Genomic DNA, 14,403 nt, shown 5'->3' with positions numbered 1-14,403 from the left:
CTTTCGCGAGCCGTCCTAATATCAACCCACGACCAAGAATTAATCCAAATTTCCTATCAGTGATTTGACTTTGAGCAAGAAGAATAGCCGGGCTTATTTCCCGAATAAATTCACGAGAATAAGTATCTGTTTTATAATAATTAATTTAAATTTGGTACATTTTGACGCAGTCATCAAATTATACTTAGCGCTAAAGAAAATTCGCCATTTAGACAGGAAAACATACTCTGGAAAGCTTGTTAGCAAATAAATATTACGGTCGATACAGGTATTTTTTGTAACTTTCGTCGATCCCTTGTAAAAAAGGGTTTTCGATTTCAAAAAAGCGACGGGACTTTAAATTTACAAAATCAATACTGGGTCCATAAAATTGCCGCCACAGCTTTTGCAAAGATCCATCATCATAGGCCATGACAAGCCCCCTATACACCCTTTTAGCTGCCTCTTTATTTTGCTTTGAGGTCAAGAAGAAACGGGGTAGCGGATAATATAATAAAACGTGCTCGTCATAGGTAAGGCCCGGAATATGCTTATAAGTTGTCCATTCGGCCAAAAGCTCATTTACCCCGCGTAGAAATAGATCAGAACGGCCGCTGGCAACAATCTTGAACATGCCATCATACGACCCCACAGTTTCAACATTAAAGCCATTTGCCCTGAGTATCTTTGTATCCAACCAGCCTAGCCCTTGAACAACCGTGTGTTTCTTTAAATCATCCAATGTCGTTACAGATTGCAAAAGGTTTTTCTTCGCGACAAAAGCCGCCCTATATCCAACAATTCCAAGGTCGACAGGAAAAGGAACAAATTCAAATTCGGACAGACTTGTCTTTGAAACGGAATCTCTGATGAAAAAATTTTCATACGATCCGCGCCTGAGGTCAGCAAAGGAACGTTTCATTGTTGAGCTGGGCGGTGCTAACTCCAGAACATAGGGACCATATTCTGCCTCTGTCTTTTGCAAAGAAAGTTCAAGCACTTTTCTGACGTATTCTTGTCTTTTGTCACCATCACTTTCCGGTGCACGTGTCGTAAAGACCGTCTGTGCCTGCACATAGCTGGTATAGCTACAAAAAAATAAAATAATGAGCCACTTCATGGCATCGTCACCTAATACCTTAAATACCTGATTAATATAGGATGAGAGTTAATAAGTGATTTATTGAACAGGTATGGTTTTTACTCGAATAAATTCCCTCCTGAAAATCCGTACGTACCTTCCACTCACTTGACCAACGTCAAATCAAAAGATGCAGCGTGAATGTATCTATAGATTTGGTGGAAAGATTGATGGCAGTCAGTCGCGATCTTTTGCATCTGTCTAGCAAGTTGGGAGATCCATTATGAATGAGCGCTTATCAATCAGCGCCGCCCGGAACATCTTCTACGGAGGGACAATTTTCTTTGCCGTGATCTTTATAGGTCTCGTCATCCACTCGGTGAATTACGCAACTGATCCTGAAACATCAAATGCGGAAGACATCAACGAGCAAGTTGCCCTTGGTAAAGAAGTATGGGAACGGCATTCCTGTATTAACTGTCACAGCCTTCTTGGCGAAGGTGCTTATTTCGCACCGGAACTCGGGAACGTTTGGGCACGCCGTGGGGGCGAAGAAGATGCTGAAAGTGCTGCCGACTACATCAAGGAATGGATGAAGTCACAGCCAACAGGTGTCGAAGGCCGCCGCCAAATGCCGAACTTTGACCTCAATGAAGAGGAATTGGACGCCCTTGTCGAATTCTTCAAGTGGACCAACGGGATCAATACCCAAAATTGGCCACCAAACGAAGAAGGGTGAGCCGGGGGACTATCTTATGAAATATCAAACTCAAAAAGTCGCACTCTACTATTTTGTCGGTGCACTCGTTTTATTCCTTTCCCAAGTGACCTTTGGGGCCTTGGCAGGGGCTGTTTATGTGTGGCCAAATCTTTTGGCTGAAACACTCCCCTTTAATATCATTCGTATGATCCATACCAACAGTCTGATTGTCTGGCTGCTGATGGGCTTTATGGGAGCAGCCTATTATCTGGTCCCCGAAGAAGCAGAAACAGAGATTTATAGCCCTTTCCTTGCAAAGTTGCAGTTCTGGCTATTTCTGGGGGGCGGTGCCGCAGCAATCATAGGCTACATTTTCGGCGTTCACGGCGGACGTGAGTTCCTTGAACAACCCCTATGGATCAAAATCGCGATTGTCGGCGTGATGTTGATCTTCCTCTTTAATCTCAGCATGACTGTGCTTAAAGGCAGAAAGACAGCTGTCTCCATGATCCTCGTGATCGGCTTGTGGATGGTTGCCCTTCTCTTCCTTTTTGCCTTCTACAATCCCGTCAACCTCGTCCTCGACAAGGTATTCTGGTGGTTTGTTGTCCATCTGTGGGTTGAAGGTGTCTGGGAGTTGATCATGGCATCTATCCTCGCCTTTTTGATGATCAAGATGACAGGTGTTGACCGTGAGATTGTTGAAAAATGGCTTTACCTGATCGTCAGCCTCGCACTTTTCACCGGATTGCTAGGAACAGGTCACCACTATTACTGGATCGGGACACCGGGTTACTGGCAGTGGATCGGATCTGTCTTCTCAACATTGGAAGTCGCTCCATTCTTTGCCATGGTTCTCTTTACCTTTTACATGGTCTGGAAAGGTGGTCGGAAACATCCGAACCACGCCGCTATTCTCTGGGCACTTGGTTGTTCTGTGTTTGCTTTCTTTGGTGCCGGCGTCTGGGGCTTTCTCCATACCCTTGCCAACGTGAACTACTACACCCACGGCACTCAGGTCACAGCGGCCCATGGTCACCTCGCTTTCTATGGTGCCTATGTCATGGTCAACTTGGCGATTATCACCTATGCCTTGCCAAAACTTCTGGGCAGAGAACCTTACAACCAGACACTTAACATGTGGGGCTTCTGGATCTGTTCTTCCGGGGTTGCCTTCATGACTTTTACCCTGACTTTTGCCGGGGTTATCCAGTCTCACGTCCAGCGTTTTCTGGGTGAGTCCTATATGGATGTACAGGATCAGATGATGTTCTTCTATCAACTGCGTCTTGGTTCAGGTCTGGTCGTTGTCATTGGTGCGTTTATCATTGTCTATGCCCTTCTTGTTCCAAGAAAAGAAGAGCAACAGGCAAATGCGACAGCACAACAATCTGCTGAATAACAGCGTTGTTCATGGCATTGGGGCTCGGATATTCGAGCCCCAATCAGCCCCTTAAAAACAAAAGTTATTCGTTACTTCATTTTTTAAACAGGTGTTTGTTATGGCACAGTCACAACCTTATTATGAACCAACGGCAAATGAGTGCCTTCTTTTTGAACAGGCTTTCAAAAACAAGCTTCCCCTGTTGCTCAAAGGACCAACAGGGTGTGGTAAAACGCGTTTTGTCAGCCATATGGCTCATCAAATCGGTGTGCCGCTTCACACTGTTTCCTGTCACGATGATCTTTCAGCTTCTGATCTGACCGGACGTTACCTTCTCAAGGGCGGCGATACAGTTTGGACCGATGGCCCCCTAACCAAAGCAGTCCGAGAAGGCGGCATCTGTTATCTGGATGAAGTGGTAGAAGCACGCAAAGACGTCGCCGTCGTCCTTCACCCCCTTACCGATGATCGACGGTTACTACCTTTGGAACGGACTGGCGAGATGTTGGAAGCACCAGATGATTTTATGCTCGTGGTTTCTTATAACCCCGGGTACCAAAACATGATGAAAAGCCTCAAGCCCAGTACACGACAACGCTTTATCGCTGCTGAATTTGACTTTCCAGATGCCCAGACTGAAACACGCATTGTGTCAACTGAAAGCGGCCTTGATCCGGATAGAACCATGGGCCTTGTCCGGCTTGCCCGCAAACTACGCGATATGAAGGGGCAAGATCTGGAAGAAGGCGTATCAACCCGTCTTCTGGTCTATTGCGCAACTCTGATACAGGCGGGGCTAAGCTATGACGAAGCCATCCGCCACGCCATGATTGAACCTTTAACAGACGAATACGACGTCAAACAGGGTTTGGAAGAAGTGGTGCGGGTCAGCTTCGGATAATTGAATGTCATCACCCCCAAGTTTTCCAAGTTTGTACGGATAAATACAGAGCAAAGCAGGACGTCACACCATGGGCATAATGGAACTGATAGAGGTAGAAGAGTTTGTTGGCCGACAATGGCACAAGCTTATTGCCAACGCAGGAAGCTATCCTGCTTTTGCCGATCAGGCTGTGGTCCTTGATGACGTAAAGGTTCTGCTCAGCGTATTTTTTCGTGCTTTGGGGGGCGAAAATGCCATTGAGATTGCGGCGAGTGGCAGTGAAAAGTCCAGCCACCGCCTTTCTTTTCGCCAAAAACTGGGCATAGATATTGAAAAGCTATCCCGGCCGACCCTTGATGGCCGGACCATGATGCTGCCGGATCAAATTGCCCTTTTTCCTCAACGTTCTCTCAACAGAGACCTATATCTCTGGCTGGCTGCCTTTTTTTCCCAACATCAAAACGAAAAGCCCGTTGATGCTAGCAATCCATTGTTAGCTGATATCCTTTTTATTCGCCAAACGTATCAGATAACACAGTTTATTTTGGACGAATTGCCAGGCCTTCAAAAAGTCTATGGAACACTATGCCATAACCTGCTGGCGCTACGCCCCAAACGAGATTACCTGCCCGATCAGGAAAAAGCCCTTGAAGATGTGATTCTTTACTTGCTGGAACAAAATTCAGAAAGGCAAGGATTAGAAGACCGGACCACGACTTTTACTGATCGATCCAAGCTGTATCTTGCGATTATACAATGTCCATCCTTGAGCAATCTGGACCTTAGCGGGTTTGAGCAAGCCAAACCAAATTATCGTCCCTTCCTACCTATCCCCTTATGGGGAGAAATCATCCCGACAGCCAGTGCCAATAGTTCTTCCGAAACCGAAAGCGGTGGTGGCGCAGAAAAACAATCACGGGATAATAAAAAGCGCCGCGCAGAACGCCAAGAACTGGACCAGACACAAAAAGGTGATGGTTTTTTTGTCAGCGTTTACGACAAACTCATGGCCGTGTCTGATGTAATCAACCTCGACAGAAATATCAAAGAAGACGAAGAAGAAGACGCGCTGGAAACAGCCGATGACATCGACCGTATCACCCTGAGCAATCACGAAGAAAAAGTTGCCACTCAAATCAAGATGGACTTGGATTTACCCGCCAATGAGCTGGATGAAAGCCGGATAGAAGCAAAACGCACCGTCCACGAATGGCACTATCGCAAGAATGCTTTTTTGCCAAACTATTGCGCCATTACCATGCGAGAAGCATCGGACGAAGATACAGGCTGGGAACTGGGCAAGGAAGCAGGCAAACGTATCCGTCTGGTTCGCCGACAGTTTGAAGCCTTTAGAAATGATCGCAAACTTTTACGCGCACAACCCGAAGGCAATGATCTTGATATCGAAGCACTGGTTCGGGCACGTGGAGACTTAAAAGCAAGTGGTATCTGTTCTGATCGGATTTATCTCAATACGCGAAAGATTGATCGTGATATTGCTGTTTCTATTTTGATGGATGTTTCTCTTTCGACAGACAGCTGGCTCGATGATCGTCGCGTGATTGATGTGGAAAAAGAATCCCTTGCTATTCTTGCGAACGGATTGGATGCCGCAGGTGATGATCTGTCCATTCATACCTTTACCTCTCGCAAACGTCACTATATCCGTCTGGATCGGGTTAAGGGTTTTGACGAACCGCTGAATGATGAAGTCATGCAACGCATTGGTGCGTTGAAACCGGGTTATTATACCCGTATTGGCGCCGCCATCAGGGTTATGGGCGAAGAACTTGAAAGTCGTCCCAACAAACAGAAACTCATGTTGGTTCTAACCGACGGTAAGCCCAACGATGTCGATCATTACGAAGGTCGCTACGGCATTGAAGACGCCAGAAAGGCGGTGCAGGAATGTCGTCGTAAAGGTATCACAGTCTTTGGCGTCACAATTGATCAGGAAGCAAAAGACTATTTCCCGACAATCTTTGGTCGAGGAGCCTATCACATCGTCGGGAATGCCGCGCGGCTCTCACAGGCTCTGCCAAAAATCTATCGCCAACTGGTAAATGCAACGAATTAATATAAAATTTTCAGATATTTTTTGGTAAATTCGAAACAAAAAATCAAAATAAAGCTAGAAAAGACAATCCATTAACTTTATTTCATCATTCAGGTGCTACCTTTACGCGGGTTTCTTGAATATGGAAAATTTTATGGCTGCTTCTTTGCCATCATTACAACGCTTTGCGCGGTTAAATAGTAATTCAGACAAAACCGAAGTTCGCGAGGTTGTGGCTGCGGTTATCGATGACCTGCGCACAACGGTTAAGAACACCATTGATCCAGCAGCAGCCCGTAGATCTATTGCAGACCTTCTGGACTTTTTAAACAGTCTTAAATCCACTGTGCATCCAGGCCGTGTAGAGCTTGCGCAATCCATATCACAAAAAATAATTCCCGAGCTTTATCAAAAGGATGAGCCAACGGAATACGACGACTATGAATATCTGCGGGCAGAGTATTTATTGGTCAATCACATCAGTACCAAGATTGCAGATAATCTTTCGATAATACGCGGTGAAATTTCAGCCCATCCCGGGTACAGAAAAGGGCGTCGAGAGTTTCCCGTTCACCCCTTGTGTATCTATGCCAACTTGTACGCATCTGGCATCCGAGATCTTATAATCAAGCTCGTCACACAGCGATTTCGTAACAAGAAAATTCAAACCACTATCTATGAGCCTTTGACCCGAGACGTCATTGGGGTTGGGAAAAATCATGAATCTTTTTTCGAAGATAATGTGATTTACATTGATGAACAGGTGACGAAGCTTCTGGATTGGGGGATCGCAGCCGAGCAAAGCATGGCCGAAAAAAAATCTGAAAGCTCCAATTCAGGCACCAACTCTGCCGCTCACGATTTCACGCCCGAGGAACTATTGGTTCAAGAAGTACGCGACAAACTAAAAGTCCATTCAGAAATCAACGAATACTTCCTACCGCAAACGGCTGGATTTGTATTAATCAAACAGCTTTACACCCTCAACAAAGGGCGTTTCTTGCACTCGGTCAAAGAAATCCAGAACGCAACCAAGTATGGCAATGATCATAGCCAAACCGTCCTCCAAATCGATCAGATCGTGAATGAAACCGAAGATCTGGAATTTGATATTATCGCCCTGTCTGCCCATGCGGTTGGCGACGAGCAAAGCATGCTTTCTCACAAAGCGTTACAAGACATCTGTATCGGATCGGCCCGAAGCCGCGACACGATGCTCGAAGCGCGCCCGCTGATCGCCGCAGAACTTGGTCGCCAGCCTATTCACATGGCGAAACAAATTATTGCGGAAACCCAGAAAACAGTTGGCGACATCCAAAGAATAGAAGAGATGTTGGAAAATTTCCGGGAAATGATCCGCCGCCTCAACCAAAAAAGATTTGAGCCAGAAATAAAAACCTGTGCCAGTATGATGCTGCCTTACAAAAGTCTTCAACCAATCGTCAAATGGTTACAAACTGAAGGCGCTGAAGAAGGCACTTTCTTCCTGCGCATGCAACAGGTCCAGATTACCCTCAAGAAAAAATGGAATATCGTCTAGCTGTCATCAGTTACCTGATTTAAGAACCCAGCAGCATACATAATATTGTAAGTATCGGCGTCAAGGAGACTGGCAGAGAGAACGATAATCACCTCTGCCAAGCTTACTCACACTATATTTTCACCTTTTACCCGACCTCTGACAACGGCTCAAAGCTGGCAGTAAAGTGGCGCAGCATTTTGGGCTCTTTGGTAATGCGATATCCCGGCAAAATATCTTTTATGGCCGAAAGCTCTTCAAAAACCTCGATCATATAATCCGCGTGGGATTGCGTATAAACCCGTCGCGGAATAGCCAAACGCACCAGATCCATAGCTGCGGGCTTTTCCGTTCCATCAGGGGCACGTCCAAACATGACCGTGCCAATCTCGCACCCTCTGATACCCCCCTGTTCATACAGTGCACAGGCGACGGCCTGGCCGGGGTATTGTAGCGGTGCGATATGTGACAGCCAGCGCCGGGCATCAATAAAGACCGCATGTCCACCTGCGGGCTTCACCACGGGAACGCCCAATGCATCCAATCGTTCACCGATATATTCATTGGTTCGAATGCGATAGCGTAGATAGTTCTCATCAACAATCTCGGTCAACCCTTGCGCAATCGCATCCAGATCTCGTCCCGCAAGACCGCCATAGGTGGGAAAGCCTTCTGTCATGATCAAACGCGCACGACATTTTTCGGCCAGCTCGTCATCATTAAGCGCAAGCCAGCCCCCTATATTGGCAAAAGCATCTTTTTTTGCCGACATCGTCATGCCATCCGCAAGGGCAAAACAATCACGTACAATTTCCTTGATCGACCGTTTGCCCTGTCCTTCTTCACGCTGCTGAATGAACCAAGCGTTTTCCGCAAAGCGGCAACCATCAATAATAAAAGGTTTGCCAAAACGTTTCGCCAGCGCAGCCGTACTGCGAATATTTTCCAAGGATACGGGTTGCCCGCCCCCGGCATTATTGGTGATGGTCAGCATCACACAAGGCACTTTATCGCCATGCTCCCCAAGATAGCCTTCCAGCTTATCCAGATCCATATTGCCCTTAAAGGGATGGATCAACGCCGGATCTTTCCCTTCGGCAATCACAAGGTCTGTCGCCTCGGCACCACTGTTCTCAATATTTCCTCGTGTGGTATCAAAATGCGTGTTCGATGGAATGTACTTCCCCTCGCCCCCCAGAATAGAGAAAAGGATTGCCTCGGCCGCACGTCCTTGATGTGTTGGAATGATGTGTTTGAAATCCATCAGGTCCCGCACAGCGGCTTCAAAGCGATAGAATGACGGCGAACCAGCATAACATTCATCCCCTGCCATCAGGGCGGACCACTGTTGTGATGACATAGCCGATGTCCCGCTGTCAGTTAACAGGTCAATCAACACATCATCAGAATGCAGCTTGAAGAGATTGTATTCAGCCTGTTTCAACAAATCACGCCGTTCTTCAGGCGTGGTCATGCGAATAGGTTCAACAGATTTAATACGAAAGGGTTCTATTATGGTCTTCATCAAAAGGGTTCTCCGCTTTCGCCCCTTTTAGATGCTTTACTCCGCACAAAAACGTACAGAAAAGATAAAGACCGTATCCAATCGGGGCAAAGCGCCGCGGTTGCCTGCTGCTCATCAGCCTGCCGCGCTCAGCGCCCAAATTCATACCTTATAAAATTAGCTCGTTCGGAAAAATCTTGCAAGCGGGAAGTCATTTTGAAGACAGGATTTTCGCCCTCTACCAGTCAACAAGATTCAAGAAGGTAAGAACACCATTCAAAACTAATCAGTCACCCGATTAATTTTGCGGCAGAGGATCCCCAGCACACGATGTCGGGCTGATCTGGTCTGGCGTTGCTTGTATTGCTCGTGCGATGCTGCGCCATTGCGATTGCTCTGATAGCTTTCTTCATCCTGAATCTGAATTTCATAGGGGAAATAAAAACGACGCGGGCTCCCGTCTGTGTCCCTTAACTTGATGCGCTGACGACAAGTGAATTGCAACGCACGATAACTATCCCCACTAAAGGCATTGTCCGTCATACGTCCCACTTCCTTGGGATACTGCATTTCCTCTAGATCGACGCTTAGCTGTGTCAAATCTTCCACGCCTTTCCAGCGCTCTTCAACCCAATCTACATCAATCAAACTATTGCGAGAGCGCGATGGTTTGATATTAGCAAACATCACCACATTCTGATTACGCAAATAACAAAGGACCCGCAAGGCATCCAGCGGATAGCGTGTCACCATGCGAATACCTATCCAGTCAAAAATATCAGCGGCAACGTTTTCAGCCTTATGCAACAGCTTGAGTACCGCAGACTTCCGGGATTTAGACGCACGACTTTCATAGGATACGAGCTCTATATCTCCAATAAATATACCATTGGATGTATAGCGAATGTGCTGTTCAAAGCGGCTAAAGATCTGATCTTGAATTTGGCCATGATAATTTTCATTAAAAAATGACCCACAGTGCGCATAGGTATGCATTACACGCAATAACGCGCAACTCCACCGTGAACGTGCTGTAGCCTCTGGCTCAGATACCCACATTAAAAGATGCAGGATGTTTTCTTGATTGCGCACTTCCGGCAAGATTTCCTCGCCATCTTCCAGTAAAATATCTTCGATAAAATCGATCGCTTCCAGACGGATAGATTCAATCTCTTGTCGATCTTCCAGCTGATCGTAATCATAACCGTAACATTCAAGAAAGGCTTCGGCCTCTTCCAGTGATGTGACCTGTAATCGCGGGGAATCAATAATGGACTGACCATTCAGCACCGTCTTTAACGATGCGCCAGCCCAGAGTTTGAGTTCTTCGTTCATTAAATCAGTATTTCCCATTTGTATCTTGCCCGGATATCACACTGGGTAAGGACGGGTGGGGCAAAACAAACTGACGACACAAGCAAGCTAGTATTCACAATACAAATGCTTACAAGCCGATACTGCTTTAGCTGGTACTCTGGCAAATGAAAGCTAAATAAAGATTAAGTTTGCCTATCAGAATAAAATCGTCCTGTAAGACTTGCTCGAAATGATTTCCTTCAACTGCCCCACCAATGAAGAGGCGTAAGATTAAACGTCCGGTTAAGACCTTTAATTTATCTCGTAATATATCTGGTTTAGAAGAAAGATTCTTCAAGCAAGGTGCGGATCAAAACTCTGTGAGCAATCCCGCCAGAAATCTAACAATCAAATTTTCAAAAAATTAAATCTAAAGGGACTGGCTATCTAAAGGGGTTGGCTATCTAAAGGCTGGCCCATGTACCCACGCCACCAAAGCATAGCGTGTACCTTTTGTCACCGGACGCACCTGATGCTGCAGAAAGCTAGAGAAAATTACAGCTGTTCCCTGATCTTTTTGGGCTACCCAGTCTTTGCCCTCGTTATCGACGCTCAGCTCACCACCATTATAGCTTGCGCCATGACTGAGTTGGATCGAGATGGATAGCTTACGACTGACCGTAGAACCTGATGCACCAATATCCATATGTGCACCATAATGCCCGGCAGGAGCCTTAGGATCTTCAGGCGCATCATACCGGATCACCTGTAAACCTTCTTTGAAATCTTCCAGATCAAACTGGAACCAGTCCTGATTAACTCGAGATACCAGCCCGGCAAGCTTTTTGAAAACCCAAGACGTTTCATCCGTATCATCCAGCCACAAATAGCTGCATTCTCGAAGTGTGCTTTTTACCCCGCCAGCCAACCTAGCATCAGCCACATCGGATGAGGCTTCAAACAAATCAATCAACTCCTGACATTCCCTGGGGGACAGTACTTTTTCCCTCACACAGGGACGGGTCATTTTCATGATAAGGATAGCTCACAAAATTTAAATAAATGCACAATCTTGTTGTGGGTATATCCGTCGTAAAATACAAGGAAAATAATTTAAAAAGCAATTGTATGTTTCTGCTGATCAGTGCATCCTCTGTAAAAAAATAATGATCTATTTCAGGGTACTAAGCGAAAACTGTAACAACTTATAATTATAAAATACAAAGTAACTTCAAATATAAGAATATAAAAATAATAACGAAGACCAACGATTGTGGCAGAGTTGTGATATGCTGCGGGCGTTAACGACACATTAGTATTTTTCGCCTCAATATTATGCTGTCAGGGGAAACATAATGAAAAAAATAAAACGGCGAACGTTTTTGAAAGGGGCTGCCGCCCTTTCAGCTGGTGGTATCGTGCTCAAGGGTATCACGGACAGTGGTTTCAGTTACGCACAGGAAGTTCAAGCCAGTCGCTCGCCACTGGGAATTTCTGACGATCTGCCCAATCCACCCGAACTGCGATCTGTGGATGGCCAGCTCCGCGCCCAGATTTATATGAGCTATAACAAGGTTGAGCTGCCCAGTGGCACCGCACTGTTGCGAAATTTCAACAACAGTCTGCCCGGTCCGACCCTGCGAATTGATCCCGGCGATACACTCGAACTCGCCTTCGAAAACCGTATGCCGGAAAACGCGCCGGATCAACCGACAGAAGTGAATATTCCCAATCACTTCAACACCACAAACATGCACTATCACGGCTTTCACGTCAGTCCCAAAGGCAACAGCGATAACGTCTATCTGAATATCAAACCAGATCAGAAGTTCAACTATGTCGTTGAAATACCCGACGATCATCCCGCAGGCAGTTACTGGTATCACCCACACCGCCACGGATCTGTCTCGGCACAGGTTGCGTCTGGTGCTGCGGGCATGGCAGTGATCACCGGTACATTGGATGATGTGCCGGAAATCAAAGAAGCCGTTGAACGTGTTCTGGTCATTCAGGCACCGATCCCCGGAGTTGATGGTATACTGGATGCTGAAGATCCTATCTGGCCACTTGATGCCGAACGAGACTTTCTGGTCAACGGTGAATACAAGCCCCGGATTTATATCCGCGAAGGTGAGGTTCAGCGGTGGCGTATTCTCCACGCGGGGGATGCCCAATTCTTCCCCTTTAAAATAGACGGGCTGGAGATTTACGAGATCGGCCGCGATGGCAATCCCCTGCCCAAGGCCCAGCGTCGCGAAGAAATTCACCTTGCCCCCGGGAACCGTGTTGATGTTCTGGTCAAGGGCATCAAAGCAGGTGCCTATGAGTTACGGCGTCCAAAATTTAATCAGGGTAAAGAGCCGCTGCCATCTGTTGAACTTGCGAATATCTTTGTCATCCCAAAAGATGATCCCCGCGTTCCGGCTGGAACGCCCTTTGGCCATGCAATTCCACAAGGCGATTTACCGAAAAATAAAATACTTACCGATATCACCGACGATGAATTGACAGGGCATCGCAAGATCGTTTTGGGCGAAGAGGATGTGAAAGGCTTTTTCGACGACACGCTTTTCACCATTAACGGTGAACCCTTTGATCCGCGTAGAGATGATGTGGTTTCCAAGGTTGGGGCTGTCGAAGAATGGACCTTGATCAATACTACACCCTATCCGCACCCTATCCATATTCATGTGAATCCTTTTCAGGTGAGATCGATAAACGGTGTCCCTGACCCGGACAAACCGTGGATGGATACCATAGGCGTGCCCGCCGCTGGTTCTGTAACATTCCGCACCCGTTTTCTCGATTTTTCAGGTCGTTATGTCATGCACTGCCACATCCTTCCCCACGAGGATACGGGCATGATGATCAATGTGAATATCGAAGCCTAGATCCGCGCAACGAACTGGATAACTGAACATGACGAAATTACGCACAATTTACGCCACCAGTGCCCTTTTGGTTGGCGGCATATTCCTATCACAGGCAGCAATGGCTGATACGTCATCGCCGTCCCCTACTCCCATCCCCGCATCGGGTTCGCAATGCCTTTCCTGTCATGGTGAAGATGGTCGCCCCGCCTTGGCTGATGTGCCAATCATCGCCGGGCAACAGCCGATCTATCTGGCAAATGCCCTGCGCCACTACAAAAACGGACAGCGCACGGGCGGGCAGGCCCTCGTGATGCAGGAAATGGTCAAAGACCTCACTGACAAAGATATTGAAGAACTCGCAAAATGGTTTGGAGAACAGAAATGAGAACGTTCCTATTAAATACAGTTGCCACTCTGAATACAATTGCCTTGGCCACTCTTGTTACTCTGTCTCTTACTGGTGCCGTACAGGCTGACAGTACTGCCAAGGTTGATAACAACATCTATCTGACTTCACCCGAGGGTGAGCAACTCTTCCGCGATGCCGAGATCCTGACAGATTATCTAAAGCTGGCAAGCTATCTGGAAAGCGAACACATCCTGACTTTTTGTGGCCCCGCCTCCATTGCCGGGGTTATGAACTCGCTGGATATTGAACGTCCAGTTCCGCCACAACTGTATCCTTGGCCTCTCTTTACCCAAACATCGATATTCACCCCGGAAAACCAAAAGGTGAAATCCTATGCTATGGTTGAACACGATGGGCTGGAGCTGCCACAACTGGCACAGTTCTTTATCAATCTGGGGGCAAAGGCAGAGTTTAAACACGCTGATGAGTTCGATGAAAACTGGCTGCGGGAAACCATCACCAAGGCACTCGCCGATCCGAACAAGCGCTTTGTCGCCAACTATTCGCGCAAACCCATCGGTCAAGTTGGTGGGGGACATATTTCACCCGTAGCTGCCTATGACGCCGATACAGACCGTGTTCTGGTGATGGACGTTGCCCGCTACAAATACCCGCCTGTGTGGTTGACGATTGCTGAACTCTACGCCGCAATGATGGACAAGGATTCCACATCGAACAGAGCACGTGGTGCCGTCATCGTCAGTCAATAGATAGATCCT

At 47.0% G+C, this 14,403-nt stretch carries 12 protein-coding genes; 8 read left to right on the top strand and 4 right to left on the bottom strand.

Annotated elements, in window-relative coordinates; translation table 11 throughout:
• Positions 1-253: 253 nt before the first annotated feature.
• Entirely contained in the window at positions 254-1,099 is an 846-nt protein-coding gene (locus ACN0QW_RS11700; RefSeq protein WP_417431683.1) for a hypothetical protein, read from the bottom strand.
• A gap of 244 nt (positions 1,100-1,343) precedes the next feature.
• Here ACN0QW_RS11700 and ACN0QW_RS11695 point away from each other — a divergent pair, with 244 nt between their 5' ends.
• The 5 genes from ACN0QW_RS11695 to ACN0QW_RS11675 all read left to right on the top strand — a co-directional run bounded on the left by ACN0QW_RS11695 (position 1,344) and on the right by ACN0QW_RS11675 (position 7,623).
• Complete coding sequence (locus ACN0QW_RS11695; protein WP_299381537.1) at positions 1,344-1,799, top strand: c-type cytochrome; 456 nt, start codon at positions 1,344-1,346, stop codon at positions 1,797-1,799.
• Between the two features lie 16 nt (positions 1,800-1,815).
• The gene (locus ACN0QW_RS11690; protein WP_417431680.1) at positions 1,816-3,162 is read left to right on the top strand and encodes a cbb3-type cytochrome c oxidase subunit I; all 1,347 of its coding nucleotides are present in this window, start codon (positions 1,816-1,818) and stop codon (positions 3,160-3,162) included.
• 100 nt (positions 3,163-3,262) lie between these two features.
• Positions 3,263-4,045 (top strand): CbbQ/NirQ/NorQ/GpvN family protein, encoded by a 783-nt coding sequence (locus ACN0QW_RS11685; protein ID WP_299381531.1) that lies wholly within the window; start codon positions 3,263-3,265, stop codon positions 4,043-4,045.
• A gap of 70 nt (positions 4,046-4,115) precedes the next feature.
• The gene (locus ACN0QW_RS11680) at positions 4,116-6,104 is read left to right on the top strand and encodes a nitric oxide reductase activation protein NorD (RefSeq protein WP_417431678.1); all 1,989 of its coding nucleotides are present in this window, start codon (positions 4,116-4,118) and stop codon (positions 6,102-6,104) included.
• Positions 6,105-6,237: 133 nt separating this feature from the next.
• Positions 6,238-7,623, top strand: a complete 1,386-nt coding sequence (locus tag ACN0QW_RS11675) for a hypothetical protein (protein WP_417431676.1) — start codon at positions 6,238-6,240, stop codon at positions 7,621-7,623.
• Between the two features lie 127 nt (positions 7,624-7,750).
• Here the strand turns inward: ACN0QW_RS11675 and ACN0QW_RS11670 are convergent, their stop codons facing one another.
• From ACN0QW_RS11670 to ACN0QW_RS11660, 3 genes are all read right to left on the bottom strand, one after another.
• Complete coding sequence (locus tag ACN0QW_RS11670; protein WP_417431674.1) at positions 7,751-9,127, bottom strand: tryptophanase; 1,377 nt, start codon at positions 9,125-9,127, stop codon at positions 7,751-7,753.
• A 261-nt stretch (positions 9,128-9,388) separates the two neighbouring features.
• Positions 9,389-10,459 carry a TIGR04552 family protein gene (locus tag ACN0QW_RS11665; protein ID WP_417431672.1) on the bottom strand — a complete coding sequence of 357 codons (1,071 nt, stop codon included), beginning with the start codon at positions 10,457-10,459 and terminating at the stop codon, positions 9,389-9,391.
• A 403-nt stretch (positions 10,460-10,862) separates the two neighbouring features.
• Positions 10,863-11,375 carry a 2OG-Fe(II) oxygenase gene (locus ACN0QW_RS11660; RefSeq protein WP_417431670.1) on the bottom strand — a complete coding sequence of 171 codons (513 nt, stop codon included), beginning with the start codon at positions 11,373-11,375 and terminating at the stop codon, positions 10,863-10,865.
• Between the two features lie 382 nt (positions 11,376-11,757).
• Here ACN0QW_RS11660 and ACN0QW_RS11655 point away from each other — a divergent pair, with 382 nt between their 5' ends.
• The 3 genes from ACN0QW_RS11655 to ACN0QW_RS11645 are packed head-to-tail and all read left to right on the top strand — an operon-like array spanning position 11,758 to position 14,394.
• Positions 11,758-13,293 (top strand): multicopper oxidase domain-containing protein, encoded by a 1,536-nt coding sequence (locus ACN0QW_RS11655; protein ID WP_417431668.1) that lies wholly within the window; start codon positions 11,758-11,760, stop codon positions 13,291-13,293.
• A 28-nt stretch (positions 13,294-13,321) separates the two neighbouring features.
• The gene (locus ACN0QW_RS11650; protein ID WP_417431666.1) at positions 13,322-13,660 is read left to right on the top strand and encodes a c-type cytochrome; all 339 of its coding nucleotides are present in this window, start codon (positions 13,322-13,324) and stop codon (positions 13,658-13,660) included.
• Positions 13,657-14,394 (top strand): phytochelatin synthase family protein, encoded by a 738-nt coding sequence (locus tag ACN0QW_RS11645; RefSeq protein WP_417431664.1) that lies wholly within the window; start codon positions 13,657-13,659, stop codon positions 14,392-14,394. The genes ACN0QW_RS11650 and ACN0QW_RS11645 overlap by 4 nt, the downstream gene beginning before the upstream one ends.
• Positions 14,395-14,403: the final 9 nt, after the last annotated feature.

It is taken from the genome of Kiloniella sp., assembly GCF_048259265.1.
In the GTDB taxonomy this organism is placed as follows: domain Bacteria; phylum Pseudomonadota; class Alphaproteobacteria; order Kiloniellales; family Kiloniellaceae; genus Kiloniella.
This window is presented reverse-complemented; position numbering and strand designations above follow the sequence as displayed.

What these genes read in the sequence shown, in the direction of transcription:
- ACN0QW_RS11700 (WP_417431683.1), bottom strand. Translation starts at nt 1,099, where the DNA reads ATGAAGTGGCTCATTATTTTATTTTTTTGTAGCTATACCAGCTATGTG.
- ACN0QW_RS11695 (WP_299381537.1), top strand. Translation starts at nt 1,344, where the DNA reads ATGAATGAGCGCTTATCAATCAGCGCCGCCCGGAACATCTTCTACGGA.
- ACN0QW_RS11690 (WP_417431680.1), top strand. Translation starts at nt 1,816, where the DNA reads ATGAAATATCAAACTCAAAAAGTCGCACTCTACTATTTTGTCGGTGCA.
- ACN0QW_RS11685 (WP_299381531.1), top strand. Translation starts at nt 3,263, where the DNA reads ATGGCACAGTCACAACCTTATTATGAACCAACGGCAAATGAGTGCCTT.
- ACN0QW_RS11680 (WP_417431678.1), top strand. Translation starts at nt 4,116, where the DNA reads ATGGGCATAATGGAACTGATAGAGGTAGAAGAGTTTGTTGGCCGACAA.
- ACN0QW_RS11675 (WP_417431676.1), top strand. Translation starts at nt 6,238, where the DNA reads ATGGCTGCTTCTTTGCCATCATTACAACGCTTTGCGCGGTTAAATAGT.
- ACN0QW_RS11670 (WP_417431674.1), bottom strand. Translation starts at nt 9,127, where the DNA reads ATGAAGACCATAATAGAACCCTTTCGTATTAAATCTGTTGAACCTATT.
- ACN0QW_RS11665 (WP_417431672.1), bottom strand. Translation starts at nt 10,459, where the DNA reads ATGGGAAATACTGATTTAATGAACGAAGAACTCAAACTCTGGGCTGGC.
- ACN0QW_RS11655 (WP_417431668.1), top strand. Translation starts at nt 11,758, where the DNA reads ATGAAAAAAATAAAACGGCGAACGTTTTTGAAAGGGGCTGCCGCCCTT.
- ACN0QW_RS11650 (WP_417431666.1), top strand. Translation starts at nt 13,322, where the DNA reads ATGACGAAATTACGCACAATTTACGCCACCAGTGCCCTTTTGGTTGGC.
- ACN0QW_RS11645 (WP_417431664.1), top strand. Translation starts at nt 13,657, where the DNA reads ATGAGAACGTTCCTATTAAATACAGTTGCCACTCTGAATACAATTGCC.